At 67.7% G+C, this 20,891-nt stretch carries 19 protein-coding genes and 1 pseudogene (1 of these 20 running past the window's edge); 14 read left to right on the top strand and 6 right to left on the bottom strand.

Annotated elements, in window-relative coordinates; all coding sequences use genetic code 11:
- Positions 1-97: 97 nt before the first annotated feature.
- Together CHB69_RS15100 and CHB69_RS15095 are read left to right on the top strand one after the other, a co-directional pair.
- The gene (locus CHB69_RS15100) at positions 98-1,375 is read left to right on the top strand and encodes a cytochrome P450 (protein ID WP_089216849.1); all 1,278 of its coding nucleotides are present in this window, start codon (positions 98-100) and stop codon (positions 1,373-1,375) included.
- A 77-nt stretch (positions 1,376-1,452) separates the two neighbouring features.
- On the top strand, positions 1,453-1,686 hold the full coding sequence (locus CHB69_RS15095) for a hypothetical protein (protein WP_089216848.1): 234 nt from the start codon (positions 1,453-1,455) through the stop codon (positions 1,684-1,686).
- Positions 1,687-1,875: 189 nt separating this feature from the next.
- On the opposite strand, the gene CHB69_RS15090 is transcribed toward CHB69_RS15095, so the two are convergent.
- On the bottom strand, positions 1,876-2,286 hold the full coding sequence (locus CHB69_RS15090; protein WP_089216847.1) for an acyl-CoA thioesterase: 411 nt from the start codon (positions 2,284-2,286) through the stop codon (positions 1,876-1,878).
- Between the two features lie 68 nt (positions 2,287-2,354).
- Complete coding sequence (gene queF / locus CHB69_RS15085; protein ID WP_089216846.1) at positions 2,355-2,825, bottom strand: preQ(1) synthase; 471 nt, start codon at positions 2,823-2,825, stop codon at positions 2,355-2,357.
- Between the two features lie 132 nt (positions 2,826-2,957).
- On the opposite strand from queF, the gene CHB69_RS20215 reads away from it, so the two are divergent.
- The 5 genes from CHB69_RS20215 to CHB69_RS15060 all read left to right on the top strand — a co-directional run bounded on the left by CHB69_RS20215 (position 2,958) and on the right by CHB69_RS15060 (position 9,160).
- The gene (locus CHB69_RS20215) at positions 2,958-4,229 is read left to right on the top strand and encodes a hypothetical protein (RefSeq protein WP_245836848.1); all 1,272 of its coding nucleotides are present in this window, start codon (positions 2,958-2,960) and stop codon (positions 4,227-4,229) included.
- A 190-nt stretch (positions 4,230-4,419) separates the two neighbouring features.
- The gene (gene sseA, locus CHB69_RS15075; protein ID WP_089216844.1) at positions 4,420-5,262 is read left to right on the top strand and encodes a 3-mercaptopyruvate sulfurtransferase; all 843 of its coding nucleotides are present in this window, start codon (positions 4,420-4,422) and stop codon (positions 5,260-5,262) included.
- Between the two features lie 16 nt (positions 5,263-5,278).
- Positions 5,279-6,607 (top strand): chromate efflux transporter, encoded by a 1,329-nt coding sequence (gene chrA / locus CHB69_RS15070; RefSeq protein WP_089216843.1) that lies wholly within the window; start codon positions 5,279-5,281, stop codon positions 6,605-6,607.
- A gap of 25 nt (positions 6,608-6,632) precedes the next feature.
- Positions 6,633-7,844, top strand: a complete 1,212-nt coding sequence (gene metC / locus CHB69_RS15065) for a cystathionine beta-lyase (RefSeq protein ID WP_089216842.1) — start codon at positions 6,633-6,635, stop codon at positions 7,842-7,844.
- The gene (locus tag CHB69_RS15060; protein WP_089216841.1) at positions 7,841-9,160 is read left to right on the top strand and encodes a mechanosensitive ion channel family protein; all 1,320 of its coding nucleotides are present in this window, start codon (positions 7,841-7,843) and stop codon (positions 9,158-9,160) included. Before metC ends, CHB69_RS15060 begins: the two co-directional genes overlap by 4 nt.
- A gap of 173 nt (positions 9,161-9,333) precedes the next feature.
- Here CHB69_RS15060 and ppa read toward each other — a convergent pair whose 3' ends face one another.
- Both ppa and CHB69_RS15050 read right to left on the bottom strand, forming a co-directional pair.
- Positions 9,334-9,870 (bottom strand): inorganic diphosphatase, encoded by a 537-nt coding sequence (ppa, locus tag CHB69_RS15055; protein WP_089216840.1) that lies wholly within the window; start codon positions 9,868-9,870, stop codon positions 9,334-9,336.
- A 122-nt stretch (positions 9,871-9,992) separates the two neighbouring features.
- A complete protein-coding gene (locus CHB69_RS15050; RefSeq protein ID WP_089216839.1) occupies positions 9,993-11,936 on the bottom strand; it encodes a M61 family metallopeptidase in 1,944 nt (647 codons plus the stop codon).
- A gap of 95 nt (positions 11,937-12,031) precedes the next feature.
- On the opposite strand from CHB69_RS15050, the gene hisS reads away from it, so the two are divergent.
- From hisS to CHB69_RS15020, 6 genes and pseudogenes are all read left to right on the top strand, one after another.
- Positions 12,032-13,288, top strand: a complete 1,257-nt coding sequence (hisS, locus tag CHB69_RS15045) for a histidine--tRNA ligase (protein ID WP_089216838.1) — start codon at positions 12,032-12,034, stop codon at positions 13,286-13,288.
- Positions 13,289-13,407: 119 nt separating this feature from the next.
- Entirely contained in the window at positions 13,408-14,475 is a 1,068-nt protein-coding gene (prfA, locus tag CHB69_RS15040; protein ID WP_425442436.1) for a peptide chain release factor 1, read from the top strand.
- A 36-nt stretch (positions 14,476-14,511) separates the two neighbouring features.
- On the top strand, positions 14,512-15,390 hold the full coding sequence (prmC, locus tag CHB69_RS15035; RefSeq protein WP_089216836.1) for a peptide chain release factor N(5)-glutamine methyltransferase: 879 nt from the start codon (positions 14,512-14,514) through the stop codon (positions 15,388-15,390).
- 269 nt (positions 15,391-15,659) lie between these two features.
- Positions 15,660-16,424 (top strand): DUF4167 domain-containing protein, encoded by a 765-nt coding sequence (locus CHB69_RS15030; protein ID WP_089216835.1) that lies wholly within the window; start codon positions 15,660-15,662, stop codon positions 16,422-16,424.
- Between the two features lie 340 nt (positions 16,425-16,764).
- A pseudogene (locus tag CHB69_RS15025) lies at positions 16,765-18,173 on the top strand (DUF4139 domain-containing protein).
- Positions 18,174-18,184: 11 nt separating this feature from the next.
- Positions 18,185-19,744, top strand: coding sequence for a DUF4139 domain-containing protein (locus CHB69_RS15020; RefSeq protein WP_089216834.1), 1,560 nt, complete (start codon positions 18,185-18,187; stop codon positions 19,742-19,744).
- Here CHB69_RS15020 and CHB69_RS15015 read toward each other — a convergent pair.
- Together CHB69_RS15015 and CHB69_RS15010 are read right to left on the bottom strand one after the other, a co-directional pair.
- Complete coding sequence (locus CHB69_RS15015) at positions 19,741-20,136, bottom strand: acyl-CoA thioesterase (RefSeq protein ID WP_089216833.1); 396 nt, start codon at positions 20,134-20,136, stop codon at positions 19,741-19,743. The genes CHB69_RS15020 and CHB69_RS15015 overlap by 4 nt on opposite strands.
- Positions 20,133-20,435 carry a hypothetical protein gene (locus CHB69_RS15010; RefSeq protein ID WP_089216905.1) on the bottom strand — a complete coding sequence of 101 codons (303 nt, stop codon included), beginning with the start codon at positions 20,433-20,435 and terminating at the stop codon, positions 20,133-20,135. Before CHB69_RS15010 ends, CHB69_RS15015 begins: the two co-directional genes overlap by 4 nt.
- A 124-nt stretch (positions 20,436-20,559) precedes the next feature.
- Here CHB69_RS15010 and CHB69_RS15005 point away from each other — a divergent pair, with 124 nt between their 5' ends.
- On the top strand, positions 20,560-20,891 hold the 5' portion of the coding sequence (locus tag CHB69_RS15005) for a CBS domain-containing protein (RefSeq protein ID WP_089216904.1). The gene runs 94 nt beyond the window's last position; 332 of the gene's 426 nt are visible here — the first part of the coding sequence; its start codon is at positions 20,560-20,562; the stop codon falls past the right edge of the window.

Genomic DNA, 20,891 nt, shown 5'->3' with positions numbered 1-20,891 from the left:
CAGCGCTAGGCGCGGCGCACGGCGAGGGCAACGCCGCTATTCGACGGGCGCACGATCCCCCTCGACAGACGACGGGCGTTGCGGCAGTTTCGCCCCAATGACAAAACCTATATTGCCCGGAGAGGTAGCCGCCGCGGTCGTCGAACCCGAAGCCTATGGCGAGTGGAACGACCTGCACGAGAAGCTCGCCTGGGCGCGCGCGAATGCGCCGCTCGCGGTGGCCGAGAATGCGGCGTTCGATCCCTTCTGGCTCGTCACCCGCCACGCCGACGTGATGGCGATCAGCCGCGACCCGCAGCGCTTTGCGAACGGCATCCGTCCGACCGTGCTGACCAATCGCGACGGCGAGGCGCTGGCGCGCGCCGCGACGCCGAACCACGACGGGCATCTGATCCGCTCGCTCGTCCAGATGGATGCGCCCGATCATATGAAATACCGCCTGCTCACCCAGAGCTGGTTCATGCCCAAGAATCTGAAGATCGTCGAAGACCGTGTCCGCCACCACGCGCGCGCCGCGGTCGAGCATTTGCTGAGCTTTGATGGGGAGTGCGACTTTGCCCGCGATGTCGCGGCGCATTATCCGCTGCGCGTCATCATGGATATTTTGGGCGTGCCGCCCGAAGACGAGCCGCTGCTGACGCAGCAGCTGTTCGGATCGACCGACCCCGAACTCAACCGCAGCCGCGAGGCGATCACGGACGCCGAACAGGCGATCGCAATGCTCAATTTCGTGATCGCCGATTTCGAAAATTATTTCCGCACCCTCACCGCCGACCGGCGCGCGGGTCCGCGCGAGGATATTGCGACGGTGATCGCGAACGCGAGCGTAGACGGCGGGCAGATCCCCGACCGCGAGCTGGCGGGCTATTATATGATCGTCGCGACCGCGGGGCACGACACGACGAGTGCGTCGACTGCGGGGGCGATGATGGAGCTCGCGAAGGACCCGGCGCTGTTCGAGCGCTTTCGCGCTGCCGAGGCCGACAAGGCGGGATTGATCGAGGAAGCGATCCGCTGGACGACCCCGGTGCAGCATTTCATGCGCAGCGCAAAGGAAGATGTCGAGATCGGCGGGCAGACGATTCGCGAAGGCGACTGGCTGATGCTGAACTATGTCTCGGCGAACCGCGACGAGGATATTTTCGACGCGCCCAACCGCTTCGATCCCGACCGCCCGAAGAATCAGCAGATCGCCTTCGGCTTTGGCGCGCATGTGTGCCTGGGGCAGCATCTCGCGCGGATGGAGATGCGAATCCTGATGGAAGAGCTGTTGCCGCGGCTGAAGTCGGTCGAACTCGCGGGCGAGCCGGCGCGGGTCGAATCGGTCTTCGTCGGCGGCCTCAAGCGCCTGCCGATCCGCTTCGAGGCGGCCTGACACGGACTGCATCATCGCAAAGGGGAACAATTGCCCGTCGGCGGCGTTTCTGTCCGGCTAGCAAAAGGAGCTCCACGATGAATCTTTGGAAAAAGTCCGCGGTTGCGCTTGCGGCCGTTTCGGTATCGCTGTCTTCGGTCGCGGCCGTGGCGGCGCCCGCTCAGACGGCGACGCGCGCGGTGACCGCCACCGACGGTCAGAACAAGCTGGAAGGCGCGAACTGGCTGCCGATCGTGCTTGCGCTCGCGATCGTCGCCGGGGGCATCTGGATCGCGGTCGACGACGACAATGACGAACCGGTAAGCCCGTAAACACTGACCGGTCGCGGCGCTTCGAAGGGTGGAGCGCCCACCATCTGAGAATCGAGTGTTCCCGCGAAGGGGGAGAGTCCATTTCCTGCTGCCTGCCGGAGATGCTTCTCCACCTTCACGGGGATGCACGTTTTTTTGCCAGCGGCGTTCAGCTTGGTGAGAAACGATGTCTCCTGATCGGGACAGTCTCTAGATTTTCTCGTTCGGGAAGAAGCGCGCCACCACCTCGCTCGCCAGCCGCGCGGGGCGGAGCGTTTCGGCATCGACGCAGCACCAGCTCGACTTGACCTCGGCGAGCACGTCCTCGCCGCGCCTGATGATCGTTTCGTAAAAGGCGCGCGCGCCCTGGACTTTCTCGAGAATCACCGTCGCGATCACGCGGTCGTCAAGGAAGGCAGGGCGGCGATAGGTGATCTCGTGCTTAAGCGCGACCCACAGATGCTGGGCGACCGCCTCGGGCGGCGCGATCTTGCGCCAGTGCGCGAGCACCGCGTCCTGCACCCAGCTCAGATAATGGGCGTTGTTGACATGCCCCATGAAGTCGATCGCGTCGGGACCGACGGTGATGTCATGGTCGTGCGGGTGCGCGGCTGCGGTCATAAGCTGACATTAGTGTCAGCTTTGCATGACGAAAAGGTGAAATTCGACAAAATTTGTAGAAATATCGCTCAGCCCCGTCCGCGATAGGGCGCGACGCCCTGGTCGGGGAGCCACAGCCCGGCGGGGGGCGGCCCCGACTGCCAGAAGACGTCGATCGGGATGCCGCCGCGCGGATACCAATAGCCGCCGATGCGCAGCCATTGGGGCTGCATCTCGTCGAACAGGCGGCGGCCGATGCCGACGGTGCAATCCTCGTGAAAGCCCGCATGGTTGCGGAACGAGCCGAGGAAGAGCTTGAGGCTTTTCGATTCGACGATCGTTTTGCCGGGGGCATAGTCGATCACGAGATGCGCGAAATCGGGCTGCCCCGTCACCGGGCACAGCGAGGTGAATTCGGGCGCGGCGAAGCGCACGAGGTAAAGCTCGCCGGCGCGCGGATTGGGCACATAGTCGAGCGCGGCAAGCTCGGGTGAGGCAGGAAGTTCGCTCGTCTGGCCGAGATGTTTGGGCGCGAGCGGCGGATGGCTGGAATCACTCATGGAAACCGTCTAGTGCGGCGCGCGGCCGCTGTCATCCGTCGATGGCCGGCGGGATTCAGCGAAAGAGAGCGCCGGGCGCTTGGACGAGAGATGACGAAGACACTTCAGGGTCGGACGAGAGGACTCGCGGCGATGCCGCTGCTGGCGTTGGTGCTGGCGGGCGCGCCGCTGGCGGCGCGGGCACAGCAGGACGAGACACCCGCGCCGACCCCGGCCCCCGCGCCGTCGACCGGCCGAACGATCGACTTCCGTTTGCCGCAACAGAATGACGGGCGCGCGTCGGGTGTGCAGGGTCCGGCCGACAACGGCCTGCCGCCGCTCGCGCCCGGCGAACAGCGTGGGATCCCGACCCCCGCGCCGACCCCGGCACCGCCGCCGGTGGCGCCGCGCATCGTGCCGACGCAGCCCACCCCGAGCCCGACGCCTGCGCCGACCCCGGCGCCCGAACGCCGCACGACGCCCACGCCCGCTCCAGTTCGCGGTGCGGCGCAGGCGCCCACCGCCGCTACGCCCGAAACCTCGCCCGCCGCCCCCAAGCCGGTCCAAACGCCGACCGATGTGGACGCTCCGGCGAACGATGCGCAAACCGCTCCGCCGCCTGTCGACGTCGCGCCCGCGGCCGGAGCGCCCGACCGGGGCGGCACCCCGCTCTGGGCGTGGGCTCTCGCGCTGCTCGCCGCCGCAGGTGCGGGTTTCTGGTACTGGCGCCGCCGCCCCGCGCTCGCGGGCGACGCGCCCGACGAGCCCGTCGGGGCGCCGCCGCGCGCGCCGGTCCGCGCGGCCGCCCCGCGCGCCGTCACACCGCCCCCGCCGCCGGCTCGCGCGCCGCAGCCGGCGGCCGCCGCGCCGCGCTCCGCGTCGCCGCTCGTCACCCGCCCGGCGGCTGAACGCCGCGCTCAGATCGCGATGGCGCTCGGCGTGCGGGCGATTCGCGTGACCGCCGAGCATGTCGCGGTCGGTTTCACGATCGAACTCAGGAACGACGGGCCGCTCGCCGCGACGGGGCTGATGGTGCGCATCGCGCTCGGCCAGGGATCGGCGATGCAGGAAGCGGTGATCGCGCGCTTCTTCGACGGCGCGGGGGGCAGCGTGCTGCGCGACGGCATGGACATCGCCCCCGGCGCGACCGAGACGCTGAACAGCGAAGCGAGCTTGCCGCGCGGCAGCATCGAGCCGCTGATGATCGGCGGCAAGCCGGCGCTCGTTCCGGTGCTCGTGCTCGACGTCACCTATCATTGGGACGGCGACGCCGACGCTTTCGGCCAGACCGCCGGCGCCTATGTGCTCGGCCGCGCGCCGGCGGCGGGGGCGGGCGACCGGCTCGCGCCGCTGCCGCTCGACCGCCCCGTCTATTCGCTCGATCGCCCGGCGGCGCGCGCGACCGCGGCGCGGCGCACCCAATAGCGGCCGGCGGCACCATCCCGCCCCTTTTTCGTTGCAGTGCAGCATCGGCTGGGGCAGAGCTTCGCGCGCGCTTGAAAAAGCGCAGGTGGGGGCATAGGCTGATCGTCTTCCCCAGAGAATGAGCCATAGCAGGATGGCCGGCGGAGGAAGAGGATAGAAGCTTCCCCGCGGGTCGTAACAGGAGCATGACATGGACGCCTTGGTCTCGACCGACTGGTTGGAACGCGAACTGGGGGCATCGGACCTGCGGGTCGTCGATGCGACGAAATTTCTGGCCGATGCGGGGCGCGACGCGCGCGCCGAATATGAGGCCGGGCATATTCCGGGCGCCGTTTTCATGGATCTTGCCGAGCTGACCGACGCGTCGAGCGAGGTCGAGAATATGGCGCCGCCGGCGGAGAAATTCGCCAGCCGCATGCAATCGCTCGGGCTCGGCGACGGCAGCCGGATCGTGATCTACGACGACAGCCCGCTGAAAAGCGCGGCGCGCGCCTGGTGGCTCTTGAAGCTGTTCGGCGCGCACGATGTCGCGCTCCTCGATGGCGGGCTCGCCAAGTGGAAGGCCGAAGGACGCCCGCTCGAAATGGGCAAGCAGACGCTCCGCCACCGCCACTTCACCGTGTGGCGCGACGCCAAGGCGGTGCGCACCAAGGAGCAGATGCTCGAAAATCTCGGGCTCGAAGGCGAACAGGTCGTCGATGCGCGCCCGGTGGCGCGCTTCACCGGCGAGGAGCGCGATCTGCGCCCCGGCGTCGCACCCGGGCATATTCCCGGCTCGCGCAGCCTGCCGCACGGCAATCTCTTCAACGCCGACGGCACCTGGAAGCGCGGCGACGAGTTGAAGGCGGCGTTCGACGCCGCGGGCGTCGACTTGGGCCAGCCGCTCGTCGCGACCTGCGGCAGCGGCATGACCGCGACCGTGCTTGCCTTTGGCGCGCATCTGCTCGGCAAGGAGGATGTCGCGGTCTATGACGGCAGCTGGAGCGAATGGGGCGCCGACCCCGCAACGCCGAAAGCGACCGGCGCAGCCTGATTCGCCCGGCGCGCCAATGTCCGCGCCGCCCACCCCGACGCTGATCGAGGCGATTCGCGTCTATGCGCGGATCGGCTTGCTCAGCTTCGGCGGCCCCGCCGGGCAAATCGCGCTGATGCACCGCGAATTCGTCGACGAACGCCGTTGGATCGACGAGCCGGCCTTCCTTCACGCGCTCAATTTCTGCACCCTGCTTCCGGGGCCGGAAGCGCAACAACTCGCGACCTGGATCGGCTGGCGGCAGCACGGGGTGCGCGGCGGGCTGGCCGCCGGGTTATTGTTCATAATTCCCGGTGCGCTCGTCATGCTGGGCCTGTCGCTGCTCTATGTCGCGGCGGCGGGCCTCGGCTGGTTCGCGGCGCTCTTTCTCGGCATCAAGGCGGCGGTGCTTGCGATCGTCGTGCAGGCACTGCTGCGCATCGCGCGCCGGGCGCTCCGGACACCGCTCCAGCGCGCGATCGCCGTAGCCGCTTTCATCGCGATCGCGCTTTTCGCGCTGCCCTTTCCGCTCGTCGTCGTGATCGCGCTCGTCACCGGCTGGGCGGCGGGGCGCTGGCGGCCCGCGTGGTTGGCCCTCGCGCCCGCGGCGGCAACCATGCCGGCGGTCTCGGCACGGCGCGCATGGCGACAGAGCGCGATGGCGCTGATCGTCGGCGGCGCGGCGTGGGCGGCGCCGCTGCTGCTCGTCCTCGCGACGCTGGGGAGCGGGCATGTGCTGTGGGAGATTGGGGCTTTTTTCTCGCGGCTTGCGCTGGTCAGCTTCGGGGGAGCCTATGCGGCGCTGGCCTATATGGCGCAGGAAGCGGTGGCGGGTTTCGGCTGGATGCGTCCTGCCGAGATGGTCGACGGGCTAGGGCTCGCCGAAACCACGCCGGGTCCCCTGATTCTCGTCACCCAATTCGTCGGCTTCATCGCGGCCTGGCGCGACGCGGGGCCGTTCACGCCATTCGTCGCGGGCCTGCTCGGCGCGGGGCTGACGCTGTGGGTGACCTTTGTCCCTTGTTTCCTGTGGATCTTCGCGCTGGCGCCGTGGATCGACCGCCTCGAGCGCGCGGCGGGCCCCAAAGGCGCGCTCGCCGCGGTCACCGCCGCGGTCGTCGGCGTCATCGCCAATCTGTCGCTATGGTTTGCGCTGCACACCTTGTTCGGCGAATTGCGGCGCTTCGACTGGGGTTGGGCCTCGGTGGAGCTTCCCGTCATGGCGAGCGCCGACCTCGGCGCGATGGCGCTCGCGCTGCTCGCGGCCGTGCTGTTGTTCGGGCTGCGCCTCCGCATCATTCCGCTGCTCGCCGTCTGTTCGGCCGCCGGCTTCCTGTTCGGGTTCGCGGGCGGCACTGGATTTTGACCGGCGGTCGGCTAACAATGGCACGATGAACGATCGGAAAGACGAACGCTTCCGCCCCGCGACGGAACTGGTGCGAGCAGGGCGGCGGACCGAGTGGACGAGCGATCCGCGGCTCGGCGGCGGCGTCGTCAATCCGCCGGTGTGGCGCGCCTCGACGATCCTTTACGACTCGATCGCCGAGATGAAGGCGCGCGGGCACGCGACGCACGACAAGCTCTATTACGGGCGGCGCGGCACGCCGACGGTGTGGGCGCTCGCCGACGCGCTGACCGGAATGGAGCCGGGCGCGGAGGGGACATTGCTTTATCCCTCGGGGGTGGCGGCGATCACCTCGGGCCTGCTCGCGCTGCTGTCGCCGGGCGATCACCTGCTGATGGTCGACACGGCCTATGAACCGACGCGGCAGTTCTGCGACGGGATGCTGAAGCGCTTCGGGGTCGAGACGAGCTTTTATGATCCGCTGATCGGCGCGGGCATCGGCGACTTGATCCGCCCCGAAACGAAGCTGATCTTTCTGGAATCGCCGGGCAGCCTTACCTTCGAGGTGCAGGACGTTCCCGCGATCACGCGGGTTGCGCGCGAGCGTGGTGTCGTGACGATGCTCGACAACACCTGGGCAACGCCGCTGCTGTTCCCGGCGCTCGCGCATGGCGTCGACGTGGCGATGATGAGTCTCACCAAATATGTCGGCGGCCATTCGGACGCGATGATGGGGTCGCTCACCGCGACGCCGGCGCTGTGGCCGCGGCTGCGCAAGGCGACCTATCAGCTCGGCCAGGCGGTTTCGCCCGACGACTGCGCGCTGATGCTGCGCGGCCTCCGAACGCTCGACGTGCGGCTTCAGCGCCACGGCGTGAACGCGCTCGCGGTCGCGGAGTGGCTCGCCGCGCGGCCCGAGGTCGGGCGCGTGCTCCACCCCGGTTTGCCAGGCGATGCAGGGCATAGGCTGTGGTCGCGCGATTTTTCGGGGGCGAGCGGATTGTTCGGCTTCACGCTGAAAGGCGCCGGCGATGCGGCGCGCGCGCGTTTCATCGACGCGCTCGCCCATTTCGGGCTGGGCTTCAGCTGGGGCGGCTATGAAAGCCTCGCGGTGCCCGCCGACCCGCAGGCGATTCGCAGCGCGACGGCGTGGACCGATCCCGACGCGCTCGTCCGCCTGTCGATCGGACTCGAGGACCCCGCCGACCTGATCGCCGATCTCGAACGCGGCTTTGCCGCGATGGGCGGCGGCGGATGATCGACGACCTGCTCGTCCGCATGGGCTTTCCGCGCGTCGAGGAGGCGCAAATTGCCGAAATCGGCATAGCGGCGATGATCGCGGGACTCGCGCTGATCGCGGGCTGGGTCGCGCGCCGCAGGCTCGGTCCGCGTGTCGCCGACTGGCTGCATGGCCGCGATATTCAGGCGCAGAGCCCGCTGACCGCGCATGTTCCCGCTCTCCTCGGCTGGGCCACCGCGCTGCTGCTCGCGGCGGTGGGATGGGGCGCGTGGCCGTGGGACCCTTATGCCGGGCTGCTGCTCGGCACGGTTGTCGCCTTCACGGCGGCCGCGGCGGTGCGCAATCTGGTCCTCGGCGTCGGATTGGGCGAGGTGCCGGCGCTGCTGATTGCGGCGGCCGCGCTCGCCGCCCTGCTTTCGCATGCGGTCGGCGGACTGGCGCTCTTGCAGGACCGGCTCGACAGTGTCGGCTTTTCGGCGGGCAAGATGCATGTCTCGCTGCTGACGCTCATCAACGTCGCGCTGACCTTCCTCGTCCTTTTCCTGCTCGTCCGAATCGGCAACCGCGTCGTGCGGCGCGTGGTGCGCGGCGGCCGCGACCTCGATGCGACGCAGCAATTGCTCGTCGAGAAAATCGCGAGCGTCGTCATCGTCATCGCCGCCTTCTTCATCGGCATCGACCTGCTCGGCATCGACCTCACCGCCTTTGCGGTTTTTTCGGGCGCGCTCGGGCTCGCGGTCGGCTTCGGCCTGCAAAAGACCTTCGGCAATCTGATCGCCGGAATCATCCTGCTGATGGACCGTTCGATCAAGCCGGGCGATGTGATCGTCGTCGCCGATTCGGTCGGGCGGGTGAACAAGATCGGGGTGCGCGCGGTGTCGGTGATCACCCGCGACGGCAAGGAGCACCTCGTTCCCAACGAGCTGCTGATGACCGAGCGGGTCGAGAATTGGAGCTATTCGAACCGCGACGTGCGTGTGCGGATGAAGGTCGGGGTCAGCTATGACGCCGACCTGCGTCTCGCACAGCAGCTGATGCTCGACGCCGCGGCCGAATCGCCCCGCGTGCTCAAGTCGCCCGCGCCGGTTTGCTGGATCACCGAATTCGGCGAGAGCAGCGTGAACCATGAGCTGCGGATCTGGATCGCCGATCCCGAAAGCGGGCTCGGCAATGTCCAGGGCGAGGTGTTCCTGCGCATCTGGGACAAGTTCAAGGAGGCGGGGATCGTCATCCCCTATCCGCAGCGCGACGTGCATGTCCGCACGCTGCCCGAGGCGCCGGCAAAGGAAACGCCCGCCGCGGCAAGGTCGAAGCGGGCGCCCAAAGAATCCTAGCACATGATCGTCGTGACTGAGTAAATCCGTGTGCTCCCGCGAAGGCGGGAGCCCATCTCCCGACGGTCCGATCTTGCACCGGCCGGAGATGGGTCCCCGCCTTCGCGGGGACACACAATCTTTGACGCGTCTGGCTCATCCAAAGACGATCAGCCTCTGGCCAGCGAAAGCGATCAGAATCCCTTGGCCTTCGCGCGCTCGATTCCCGCGACGATGATCGCCTTCGCCTCGTCGACATCGCCCCAGCCGCCGAGCTTCACCCATTTGCCGGGCTCCAGATCCTTGTAATGCGCGAAGAAATGCTCGATCTGCTGGAGCACGATCGGCGGCATGTCCTGATAGCTCGCGACTTCGGCATAATAGGGGAAGGTCGTGTTGACGGGGACGCACAGCAGCTTTTCGTCGCCGCCGGCATTATCCTCCATCTTGAGCACGCCGATCGGACGGCACTTGACCACCGCGCCGGCGACGACGGGCGAGCGCGCGACGACAAGGGCGTCGAGCGGATCGCCGTCATCGCCCAGCGTGTGCGGGATGAAGCCGTAATTGGCGGGATAGCGCATCGGCGTGTGGAGGAAGCGGTCGACGAACAGCGCGCCCGACGCCTTGTCGAACTCATATTTCACCGGCTCGCCGCCGATCGGCACCTCGATCAGCACATTCAGGCTGTCGGGCGGGCTGTCGCCGGCGGGGATGAGGTCGATGCGCATGGGAGAAATCCTTCGTTTTTGTAATCGCGGCGCCCCTTAGCGCGCTGCACCGCACAAAGTCGAGAGCCCCGCGGCGCTTTTTGCGCGCGCGAGGCTCCGAAATCGACCAAATGAGGCGGGCGTCAGAGCGCCCGTTTCGGCGCGAACAGCCGGTCGAACTGGTCGGGGCCGCTGCCGGCCTTTTCGAGCCACGGCCAGCGCAGCCCGCCGTGATAGTCGATCTCGACCGTCCGATAGCGCCCGCCGCGCTCGACGAGCAGCGTGATCGGCGCCTTGCCGTCGCCGGCCGCGGCCTTGATCGCCGCCTCGATCCGTTCCTTGCTATAGGCGACGCCGCCCACCGCGACGATCTTCGTCCCATTGACGATGTCGGCGCGAAAGGCGGGGCCGTCCCACAATATGCCCCCCGCCACGCCGTCCTTGTCGATCGTCAGGCCCAGCGAATGGGTAAGGTCATAGCTTTTCGACAGCGCCATGCGCCCCTTGTCATAGGCGTTCGGCGTGTCGCGCCACACCAGCCTGTAACCCGCCTTCTCGATCCCGCCGACCGGCGGCGGCGCGCCCGGTTGTTGCAGCCGGGTGCGCAGGAAGCCCGCCCAGTCATAGAGATAAACCTTGTTCAGCGCCGCTGCGACGTCGTCGAAGTCATAGACGACCTCGCCCCAGTCGCCCTCGCGCCCGCCGAAGAAGAGTTTCGCGAAATCGTCGAGGCTCTTCTTGCCGCCGGTCGCGTCCCTGATCAGCATGTCGGCCTCGAGCCAGACGAGCGAGCCTTCGTTGTAATAATCCTCGGTGCGCGACCAGCTCGGGAAAGGCCTGGGCTTGCGCGCGGCGATCACGGGGTCGAGCGTCGTATCCTCGACCGAGCGCCAACTGCGCCCCGGCTGCGCACTATACCAGGCCGCGCTCGTCGCCCATTGCGCGAGCGCCATGTCCTTCGACTGCATCCCCGACCGCGCGGCGAGGACAATGTCCCAATAGCTCGTCTGGCCTTCATAGACCCACAGCAGATTGTCCTGCATCGGGGTGCGATAGTCGGGGGTCCACAGCTTTGCGGGGCGGCGATATTTGCCGTTCCAGCTGTGCGTCAGCTCGTGCGGCAACAGCCCGCGCAGCACTTCGCCATCGTCCCATTTGGTGAAATAGTCGGTCTTGCTGCTGTTCTCGCTGCTGCGATGATGTTCGAGCCCGATGCCGCCGAGCTCGTCGGTCAGTGCGAGCAGGAAGTCATAATGGTCGAAAGGACGCGACCCGAACAGCGCAACCGCCTCGCCGACGAGCGCCGCATGGGTCGCGATCTGGTCGGGCTTCGCCTCCAGATATTGCGGCTCGTCGGCAACGACGTTGAGCGTGACATTGTGGCCGAGATCCCATTTGCGGAAATAGCGCCCCGCGAACATCGGGCTGTCGACCAGCGTTTCATAGCTCGTCGGTGCATAGCTGTAGCGATTGCCCGCGATCTTCAGCCCGTCGAGCGCCGCGGCGCCGGTCCACCCCTGCGGCAGCGTGACGTCGAGCTGCACCGGAATCTGCCGCGTGAAAGTGCCCGCGGGATAAAGGCTCACCTGTTCCCATTGCAGATTCATCATCGCCGGGGTGACGACGATGCGGCCTTCGCTGCTGCGCGTCGGCGACAGGAAATCGAAGGCGACGTCGATGCTCGTCGCCCCCTCGGGCACGTCGATGTCGAAGGCATAGACGTCGGTGGGCTGGCGCGTCCAGCGCAGCGTCTTGCCGCCGGCGCTGGCCTTGAAGCCCGCGAGTTCGGCGATCGCCCCGCGCGGTGCGTGCTTGCCCGGCAGCCATTCGGGATAGAGCAAGGTCAGCTTGCCTCCTTTTGCGACCGGAATCGTCTGGCGGACGTGGAAAATGCCACGCGCGACATCGGTTGCATCGACCTTCAGCACCATCGTGCCCGGATAGGGCTTGTCGGCGGGCAGCGGGACGATGTGCGGCTGCACCGACAGGCCGGGGGCGCTGTTGCCGGTCTGGGCGTCGGTGGCGGCGGGAAGAAGGGCGAGGGGCGCGGCGAGAAGGGCGGCCGCGACGAACGGTGCGTTTTTCATGGTGCGCGTTACTGCCTTGAAATGGCGGCGAGGTCCAGCGCGGGCTCTGCGAGCACTCTTTGCGTTTCGTCGAAAAGCCTTTAGACGCCGCCGCCATGAGCAAGGACAAGCCCGCCAGAATCCCGACGCCGCAGCCCGTGCGCGGCACGCAGGACATGCTAGGCGATTTCGCCGACCGTTTCGCCCATGTCGTCGAGACGTTCGAGCGCGTGCGCCGCCTCTATGGCTTCAAGCGTATCGAGGTGCCGGTGATCGAGCCGACCGCGGTGTTCGCGCGCTCGCTCGGCGAAACCACCGATGTCGTGTCGAAGGAAATGTATTCGTTCGAGGATCGCGGCGGCGAATCGATCACCTTGCGCCCCGAATTCACCGCAGGGATAGCGCGCGCCTATATCACGAACGGCTGGCAGCAGTTCGCGCCGCTGAAAGTGGCGACGCACGGGCCTTTGTTCCGCTACGAGCGCCCGCAAAAGGGCCGCTATCGCCAGTTCCACCAGCTCGACGCCGAAGTGATCGGCAGCGACAGCCCGCTCGCCGATGCGGAACTGCTGGTGTTCGCCGATCAGCTTTTGAAGGAGCTCGGGATCGCCGAGGGCGTGACGCTGACGCTCAACACGCTCGGCGATGCGGCAAGCCGCGATGCGTGGCGCGGTGCACTCGTCGAGCATTTCGAGGCGCATCGCAGCGATCTGTCCGATGACAGCCTCGCGCGGCTCGACAAGAATCCGCTGCGCATCCTCGACAGCAAAGACCCGCGCGACCGCCCGGTCGCCGACAGCGCGCCCGACATCGACGCCTTTCTGACGGGCGAGGCGCAGGATTTCTTCGGCGCGGTGACGGCCGGTCTGGACGCCGCGGGGGTCGCGTGGCAGCGCAACGCGCGGCTGGTGCGCGGGCTCGACTATTATCGCCACACCGCATTCGAATTCGTCACCGACCGGCTCGGCGCGCAGGGCACGGTGATCGGCGGCGGGCGCTACGACGGGCTGATCGAGATGCTCGGCGGGCCGCCGACCGCGGCGGTCGGCTGGGCGGCGGGGATCGAGCGGCTGGCGATGTTGTTGGGGGACGATGTGATCGACAACCGCATCGACTTCGTGATTGCGGTTGAGGATGATGGCCTGCTGGCACTGGCAATGAGGACGCTTGCAGCGTTGCGCGGTCGCGGCTTTGCGACCGAAATCGTTGCGAGCGGTTCGCCACGCAAACGTTTCGACAAGGCGGGGAAGATACCCGCGCGCGCGTTGATTGCCGTTGGGACGCGCGATGGTGCTTCCTACTTCAATATGCGCGGTGACAGCGAACTGACGGTCGTCGCGGACGCGACCATTCGTGCGCTGGCAGATCACTGATGTCTATTCTTCGTCATCCCCGCGAAGGCGGGGATCCAGTTTCCGGCTTCGCTTGGTCAACGGCCGTTGCAGCTGGATTCCCGCTTTCGCGGGAATGACGAAGTAGAGAAGGCCCTATGGTGACCATCCCCGAAAAGCAGATCGACGCGATCATCGAGCGTCACGCCGCCCTTCAGGCGCGGATGGCGACGGGGGATATGGCGCCCGCCGATTTCGTCGCGGCGTCGAAGGAGTTCGCCGAGCTCGAACCCGTCGCGAAGGCGGCGCGCGAGGTGATCCGGCTGCGCGGCGAGCTGGTGTCGCTGAAGGAGATGCTCGGTGATCCCGAGATGAAGGCGATGGCCGAGGAAGAGATCGAAGCGGTCGAGGAAGCGCTGCCGGCCGCCGAACATGCGCTTGCGGTTGGGCTGCTGCCGAAGGACGTCGCCGACGAGCGCGCCGCGATGCTCGAAATCCGCGCCGGGACCGGCGGTGACGAAGCGGCGCTGTTCGCGGGCGACCTGCTCCGCATGTACAGCCGCTACGCCGACATGCAGGGGTGGAAGGTCGAGATCATCTCGGCGAACGAGGCCGAGGTCGGCGGCTATAAGGAAGTCGTCGCTTCGGTGAAGGGGCAGGGGGTCTTCGCCAAGCTGAAGTTCGAAAGCGGCGTTCACCGCGTCCAGCGCGTTCCCGTCACCGAAAGCGGCGGGCGCATCCACACCAGCGCCGCGACCGTCGCGGTGCTGCCCGAGGCCGAAGAGGTCGACGTCGCGATCAACGACAGCGACCTCAAGATCGACATCTATCGCGCGTCGGGCGCGGGCGGGCAGCATGTCAACACGACCGATAGCGCGATCCGCATCACCCATATCCCGACCGGCCTCGTCGTCATCCAGCAGGACGAGCGCAGCCAGCACAAGAACAGAGCCAAGGCGATGCAGGTGCTGCGGTCGCGGCTGTTCGACCTCGAACGCACCAAGCGCCACGATGCCGAAGCCTCGGCGCGCAAGGCGATGGTCGGATCGGGCGACCGCTCCGAACGCATCCGCACCTATAATTTCCCGCAAGGCCGCGTCACCGACCACCGCATCAACCTGACGCTCCACCGCCTGCCCGAGATTTTGGAAGGCGAGATGGGCGAACTGATCGACGCGCTGATCGCCGAGGACGAGGCGCAGCGGCTGGCGGGGCTGGGTGACAATTGATTCCCCTCCCGCATGGGGGAGGGGCTAGGGGTGGGCATGTCCGCATCCGACGACTCTGACCGCGCCCACCCCCCGGCCCCCTCCCGCAAGCGGGAGGGGGAGGCAAGCGCAGCCCTCCGCAACGCCGCCGCGCGCCTCGCCGCCGTATCCGGCACGCCGCGGCTCGATGCCGAGCTGCTGATGGCGCATGCGCTGGGGGTCGAGCGCGATCGGCTGCTGCTCGATCCCGCGCGCTTCGACGTGCCCGATGGCTTCGAGGCGCTGGTCGCGCGGCGGCTGGCGCACGAACCCGTCGCCTATATCCTCGGCTATCGCGACTTCTGGACGATCCGCCTCGCCGTCGGCCCCGGCGCGCTGATCCCGCGGCCCGACAGCGAGACGCTGATCGAGGCGGCGATCGCGCATTTCGCGGCGGCCGCGCCGCGCACCATCCTCGACCTCGGCACCGGTCCCGGCACCTTGCTCCTCGCCGCGCTTGCCGAGTGGCCGGCCGCGTCGGGGCTCGGGGTCGATGCGAGCGAGGAGGCGCTCGGCTATGCGCGCGCCAATGCTGCGGCGCTGGCGATGCAGGACCGCGCTGATTTCCGGCGCGGCGACTGGGCGCGCGGGGTCGAAGGGCCGTTCGATCTCATCCTCTGCAACCCGCCTTATATCGCCGATACCGAAGCGCTGATGCCCGACGTCGCGGCGCACGAGCCCGCGGGCGCGCTTTTCGCCGGCAGCGACGGGCTCGCCGACTATCGCCGCATCATCCCAGACCTGCCGCGCCTCCTCGCGCCCGGCGGGGCGGCGGTGCTTGAAATCGGGGCAAGTCAGCATATGTTGGTAGCAGCTCTGGCCCGCAACGCCGGCTTTGCGGTGGATTGCCGCCGCGATCTCGGCGGGCGCGATCGTGCCCTGATCCTGACGCTTTGATCCAGCCTGCGACAGAAATCGCTTGGTTTCGACCGCAAAGCGCGTTAGGTGGCAGCCACAGGCCCGATGGGGGTCCCACCGACGGTGCAACGACGCACCGCAGGGGGCTGGCGGACCTGCTTCCCAACCGAAGCGCCCCGGCGGACATGGTTTCGCAGAGGCGGTGAAGGGCAAGAACCCGCGGTGACGCGGGATGCGATCGGCGCAAGCGGCGCGATCGGCCAAAAGGGGTTTGGCATAGCTTTTCGACAGGAAGTTTTCAGTTGAACATGAACAACCGGCAGAGCGGCCGCCGGCGCGGCCGCAACAACAGCAACAACAATCGGTCGCAATCGGGCGGACGCGGGGGCGTCGACCAGGCGAACCGCATCGACAGCCGGGCGCGCGGCAACGCCGTCCAGATGATCGAGAAATACAAGAATATGGCGCGCGACGCGCAGCTTGCCGGGGATCGCGTCCAGACCGAATATTATCTCCAGTTCGCCGACCACTATTTCCGCGTCCACAGCGACTTCCGCGCGCGTCAGGAAGAAAAACAGGGTCACGGCGGACAGGATCGCAGCCATGACCGCAGCCGTGAAGTGCGCGGGGTCGAGGATTTCGACGGCCACGACGAGACGGACAGCGACAGCGAGACCGACCGCGAAGAGAGCGACAACCGTTCGCAAGGCGGCCGCGACCGCGATCGCGACGAGGATGATTCGCGCGGCAATCGCCAGCAGGGCCGCGGGCGCCGCAACAATCGTGAGCGCGATTCCGGACGTTCGGATCGCGACGCGGGCGACGGCGACAAGGAAGGCGCCGAAGCGTCGGGCGACGCCGAAGCCGCTCCGCGCCCTGCGCGCCGTCCGCGCCGCGCGCGCAGCCAGGACGGCGACGAGGGCGCGGCGGGGATCGACAGCGCTGCGCTGCCGCCCGCGATCGGCCGCGTCGAAGGCGGCGAGGGCGACGAGGGCGAAGAAACGCCCGCGCCCAAGCCGCGCCGCACCCGCCGCACCGTCGCACGCCCGGCGGGGGTCGAAGCCGCCGAATAATACCAAGGTGCGGTGATCACGACCTATGAGGATTGTCGGTCCCGTTTGCTGGCGAGGAGCAGCGGAAGCGGCGATGTGGTTCATCGTCGCGACGCTGCGACGACGTCCAGCGGACGGGACCGACAACCCTTTGGGCAGCATTCTGGCGGCCCCCGGACTTCGTCACGCCCTCGGCACGATGCACCGCATCGCACCTTCGCGCGTTCCTCGCCGGGAACCGCCAGAATGCTGTCCTCATAGGTCGTGATCACCGCACCTTGGTATAAACCATTCGATTTCGGCTGGTTTTTCCGCGTCCCATCGCTAGACTTTCCTGAGCACAGCTTCGGGGAGGGCGAATATGCGCGCTTTGGCAGGGATTTGCGCACCGGTCATGCTGATCGGCGCGGTGGCGGCATGTCCCGCCGCCGCGCAGGACGCGGGCAATGCGCAGGGCGAGTTGTCGGTCACCATCTATAATGGCGGCCAGTCGCTCGTTCAGGACGTGCGCCGGCTCGCGATCCCCGCTGGCCGCTCGCGGCAGGAGTTTCCCGACGTCTCGGCGCAGATCCGCCCGCAGACCGTTTCCTTCGCCGCCGACGATACCGCGATCGTCGAACAGAATTTCGACTACGACCTGCTCTCGCCGAACGCGCTGATGGACAAAAGGCAGTGGGCGAAACGATCACGCTGCTGCGGATCAACCCCGCGACCGGTGCGCAGACGAGCGAGCGCGCCAAAGTGCTCGCGGTCAACGGCGGCGTCGTGCTGCAGATCGGATCGCGGATCGAAGTGCTGCGCGACGACGGGCTGCCGGTGCGGGTGATTTTCGACAAGATCCCGCCGAACCTGCGCGCCAAGCCGACCCTGTCGATCACCGTCGACAGCGACCGCGCGGGCACGCGTCCCGCGACGCTCTCCTATCTGACCAGCGGGCTCGGCTGGTCCGCCGACTATGTCTCGCTCTACGACGAAAAGGCGGGGACGATCGACGTGCAGGGCTGGGTCACGCTGACCAACAACACCGGCACGACCTTCGACAACGCGCGCACCCTGCTCGTCGCGGGCACGCCTTCGGGCAGCGGCGCGACGCCGCGCTATCGCCCGCGGCCGCAGGCCAATATCCGCAGCGCCGGGACCGAGAGCGCACCGCGCGAACAACTCGGCGATTATTATCTCTATCCGCTGCCCGAGCGCACGACGATCGCCAATGCGCAGACGAAGCAGGTGAGCTTCCTCGACGTGTCGAAGGTGCCGGCGCGCAAAGTCTATGAATTTACGCTGGGCGGCTTCCAGACGATGACCGAGCCCGCGAGCGCGGCGAGCGTGATCAAATTCACCTCGAGCGCCGACGGCGGGCTCGGCGACGCACTGCCCGCGGGGACGGTGCGCTTCTATCAGCGCGACCTGCGCGGCGACCCGCAATTCATCGGCGAGAACCGGATCGGCCACACGCCGATGGGCAGCGAACTCGGCCTTGCGACCGGCGAGGCATTCGACGTCAAGGTGCAGGCGACGGTCGTGTCGCGCGAACGGCGCTCGTCGACGGTCTGGCGCACGTCGATGTCGTACCGCCTGACCAATGCGCGCGCGGAGCCGGTGACGCTCGACCTCACCCAGCGCGGGCTCGACTGGTATTGGGACGAGACACGAATCATCACCGAAAGCATGAAGAGCAAACGGCTCGACAGCGACGGAGCGCAGTGGAGCGTGACGGTGCCCGCGAACGGCGAGGCGACCGTCACCGCCACCTTCGAAACGCGCTACTGAACGGACCGGCGATGCGCCGCCTGTTGCCCCTGCTCCTGCTCGCGGCGGCGTCGCCCGCTGCCGCGCAGCCGGTGGTGACCTCGGCGGCGCCCGATTCGGTGTCGGTCAGCATCTTCCGCGATCCCGAGCGCGGTGAGGGCGGCGGCATCGGCTTGCGCTGGCTTCAGGGCTTCGCGCTGATTTCCGAAACGCGCACGATCGACCTGCCCGCAGGCGATGTGCGGCTGCGCTTCGAAGGCGTCGCCGAAGGCATGGTCGCGGTGAGCGCGATCGTGACCGGACTTCCCGGCGGGGTGGTGCAAAAGAATCGCGACGCGGCGCTGCTATCGCCCGCGAGCCTGCTCGACGGGTCGCTTGGCAACCGCGTCCACCTCCGCCGCACCGACGGCGCGACGGGCAAGGTCACCGAGGAAGACGCGATCATCCGTTCGGGGCCGGGCGGTGCGGTGGTGCTGCAGACGCCCGCCGGGTTCGAATCGCTGCGTTGCACGGGGCTTCCCGAATCGCTCGTCTACGACGGCGTGCCGGCGGGACTCACCGCGAAGCCGACGCTGTCGGTGACGACGCGCAGCCCGGCGGCGCAGCGGGCGACGGTGACGCTGACCTATCTCGCGACCGGCTTCGACTGGGCGAGCAATTATGTCGCGCGCGTCGCACCCGACGGCCGCACGCTCGACCTCTTCGCCTGGCTGACCGTCGCGAACAGCAATGGCGAAAGCTTTGCCGATGCGTCGCTTTCGGCGATCGCGGGGACGCTCAATGTCGAAAGCGATTTCGATGATCTCGTCGAAGCGCCGCCGCAACCCTATCTGCGCCTGTCCTGCTTCCCGACGGGAAGCGGCCGCTATGGCCGGCCGCCGCCGCCGCCGCCCCCACCGGCCCCGCCCGCGCCCGCACCCGCGCCCGCGCTCGAAATGGCCGATACGCTTGTGGTGACGGGCTCGCGCAACCGGGCGATGGCGTCGCGTGCAGCGGTCGTCGCGGCGCAGGAGAATCTCGGCGATCTCAAGCTCTATCGCGTGCCGATTCCGGTTACCGTCGCTGCGAACGGGCAAAAGCAGGTCGCGCTGCTGGTCAAGGATGCGGTGCCGTTCCGCCGCATCTACCGGCTGCGCGCTTGTCTGAGCTGCGAAGATGGCGCGCGCGAGGCCGAGATCGTGCTGCGGATGGAGAATAGGAAGACGGCGGCGCTCGGCGTGCCGCTGCCGAGCGGCGAGGTGGCGGTGTTCGAAACCGTGCAGGGCGAATCGCTGCTCGCGGGCCAGGGTGAGCTGCGCGATCATGCGGTCGGCGAGACGGTCAATCTGGTGATCGGCGACAGCAGCCAGGTGCGCGTCAGCATCGAAAATTACGTCGCGCCGAAAAACAGCGAGGCGGACTATCGGCTGACCGTGACCAACGCCAATCCCTTCGCGGTCGATTTCGAAATGGGATTCGAGGTCCATGACACCGCGGGGCTCGACAGGCGCATCCGCAAGCTGCCGCGCCGCGACGGGCTGCCGACCTGGGCCGTCGCGGTCCCGGCGAACGGCAGCCGCAGCTTCGACTATCGCGTGAAGGGAGCGGATTAATCCGCCGGCAGCGGCCGCGGGCGGTGATTCTCGTCGAGCGCGACGAAGGTGAACAGGCCCTGCGTCACCGTCACCTCGGTCTCGCCGCGATCGCGCGTCGCGATGACTTCGATGCGGATGCCCATCGAGGTGCGCCCGCGCTTTTCGAGATGCGCATAGACCGAGATGATGTCGCCGAGCAGGATCGGCGCGATGAATTCCATCGCCTCGATCGCTACCGTCGCGGTCGGTCCCTGCGCGATTCGCCCCGCGACGATGCCGCCCGCAATGTCCATCTGGCTCAAGACCCAGCCGCCGAAGATATGGCCGTTGGCGTTGATGTCGGCGGGGCGCGGCACGACGCGCAGGATGGGGTCGGGGCGCGAGGGGAGGTTGTGAACGGCGTCGGTCATGGCTTCAAATCCGGGTCGTCTTCGAACGGATCCTCGATCGATTCGTCGTGGCCGCTGCCGCTCGACAGAAAGACGAGGCCCATCAGCGCCGCGCCGAGCATCACCGACAGGCCGATGCCCGCGGCGGTCGCGATGATCATGTGGATGGTCAGCGCGTCGCCCAGCGACCAGCGCAGCCAGGACAGCGCCCCGACGACCGCGAGGAAGGACACAATGGTCATGCCGCGCATCAGCCGACGATAGCGCGCCCACGCGATTTGCGAGGTGCCCTTGTCGTCGAGGGGGGAGCGCTTGACCATCGGCGCCGTCATGGACGATGCCGGCGGCAAGGCCAAGCGCGAAAGCTGGCGCCCGCGCTTCGGCATCGCCGCGAATCGTGATAATATGGCTTCAAAGCCGGAGAAGCGAAGGGAGCGGGACGATATGACGATTGCAGCGATTTTGCAGGGGCGCACGGGGCCGATCATCTCGGCGCGGCCGACCGATACGGTGCGCGCGGTCGTCGATCTGCTCGCGCAGCACCGGATCGGCGCCGTCCCCGTGGTCGATGGCGATTCGATCCTCGGCATTTTTTCGGAGCGCGACCTCGTCCGGCTGACCTCTTCCTATGGGCCCGAGGCGCTCGATCGGCGAATCGACGATGTGATGACCAAATCGCCCGTCACCTGTGAGGCGTCGATGGCGGTCATAGCGGCGCTGTCGCAGATGACGCAGAAGCGAATCCGCCACCTGCCGGTGGTCGACGGCGACCGGCT

The organism is Sphingopyxis indica (assembly GCF_900188185.1).
Lineage (GTDB): Bacteria > Pseudomonadota > Alphaproteobacteria > Sphingomonadales > Sphingomonadaceae > Sphingopyxis > Sphingopyxis indica.
The sequence above is the reverse complement of the archived record's forward strand: the minus strand, read 5'-3'. Positions and strand labels throughout refer to the sequence as shown.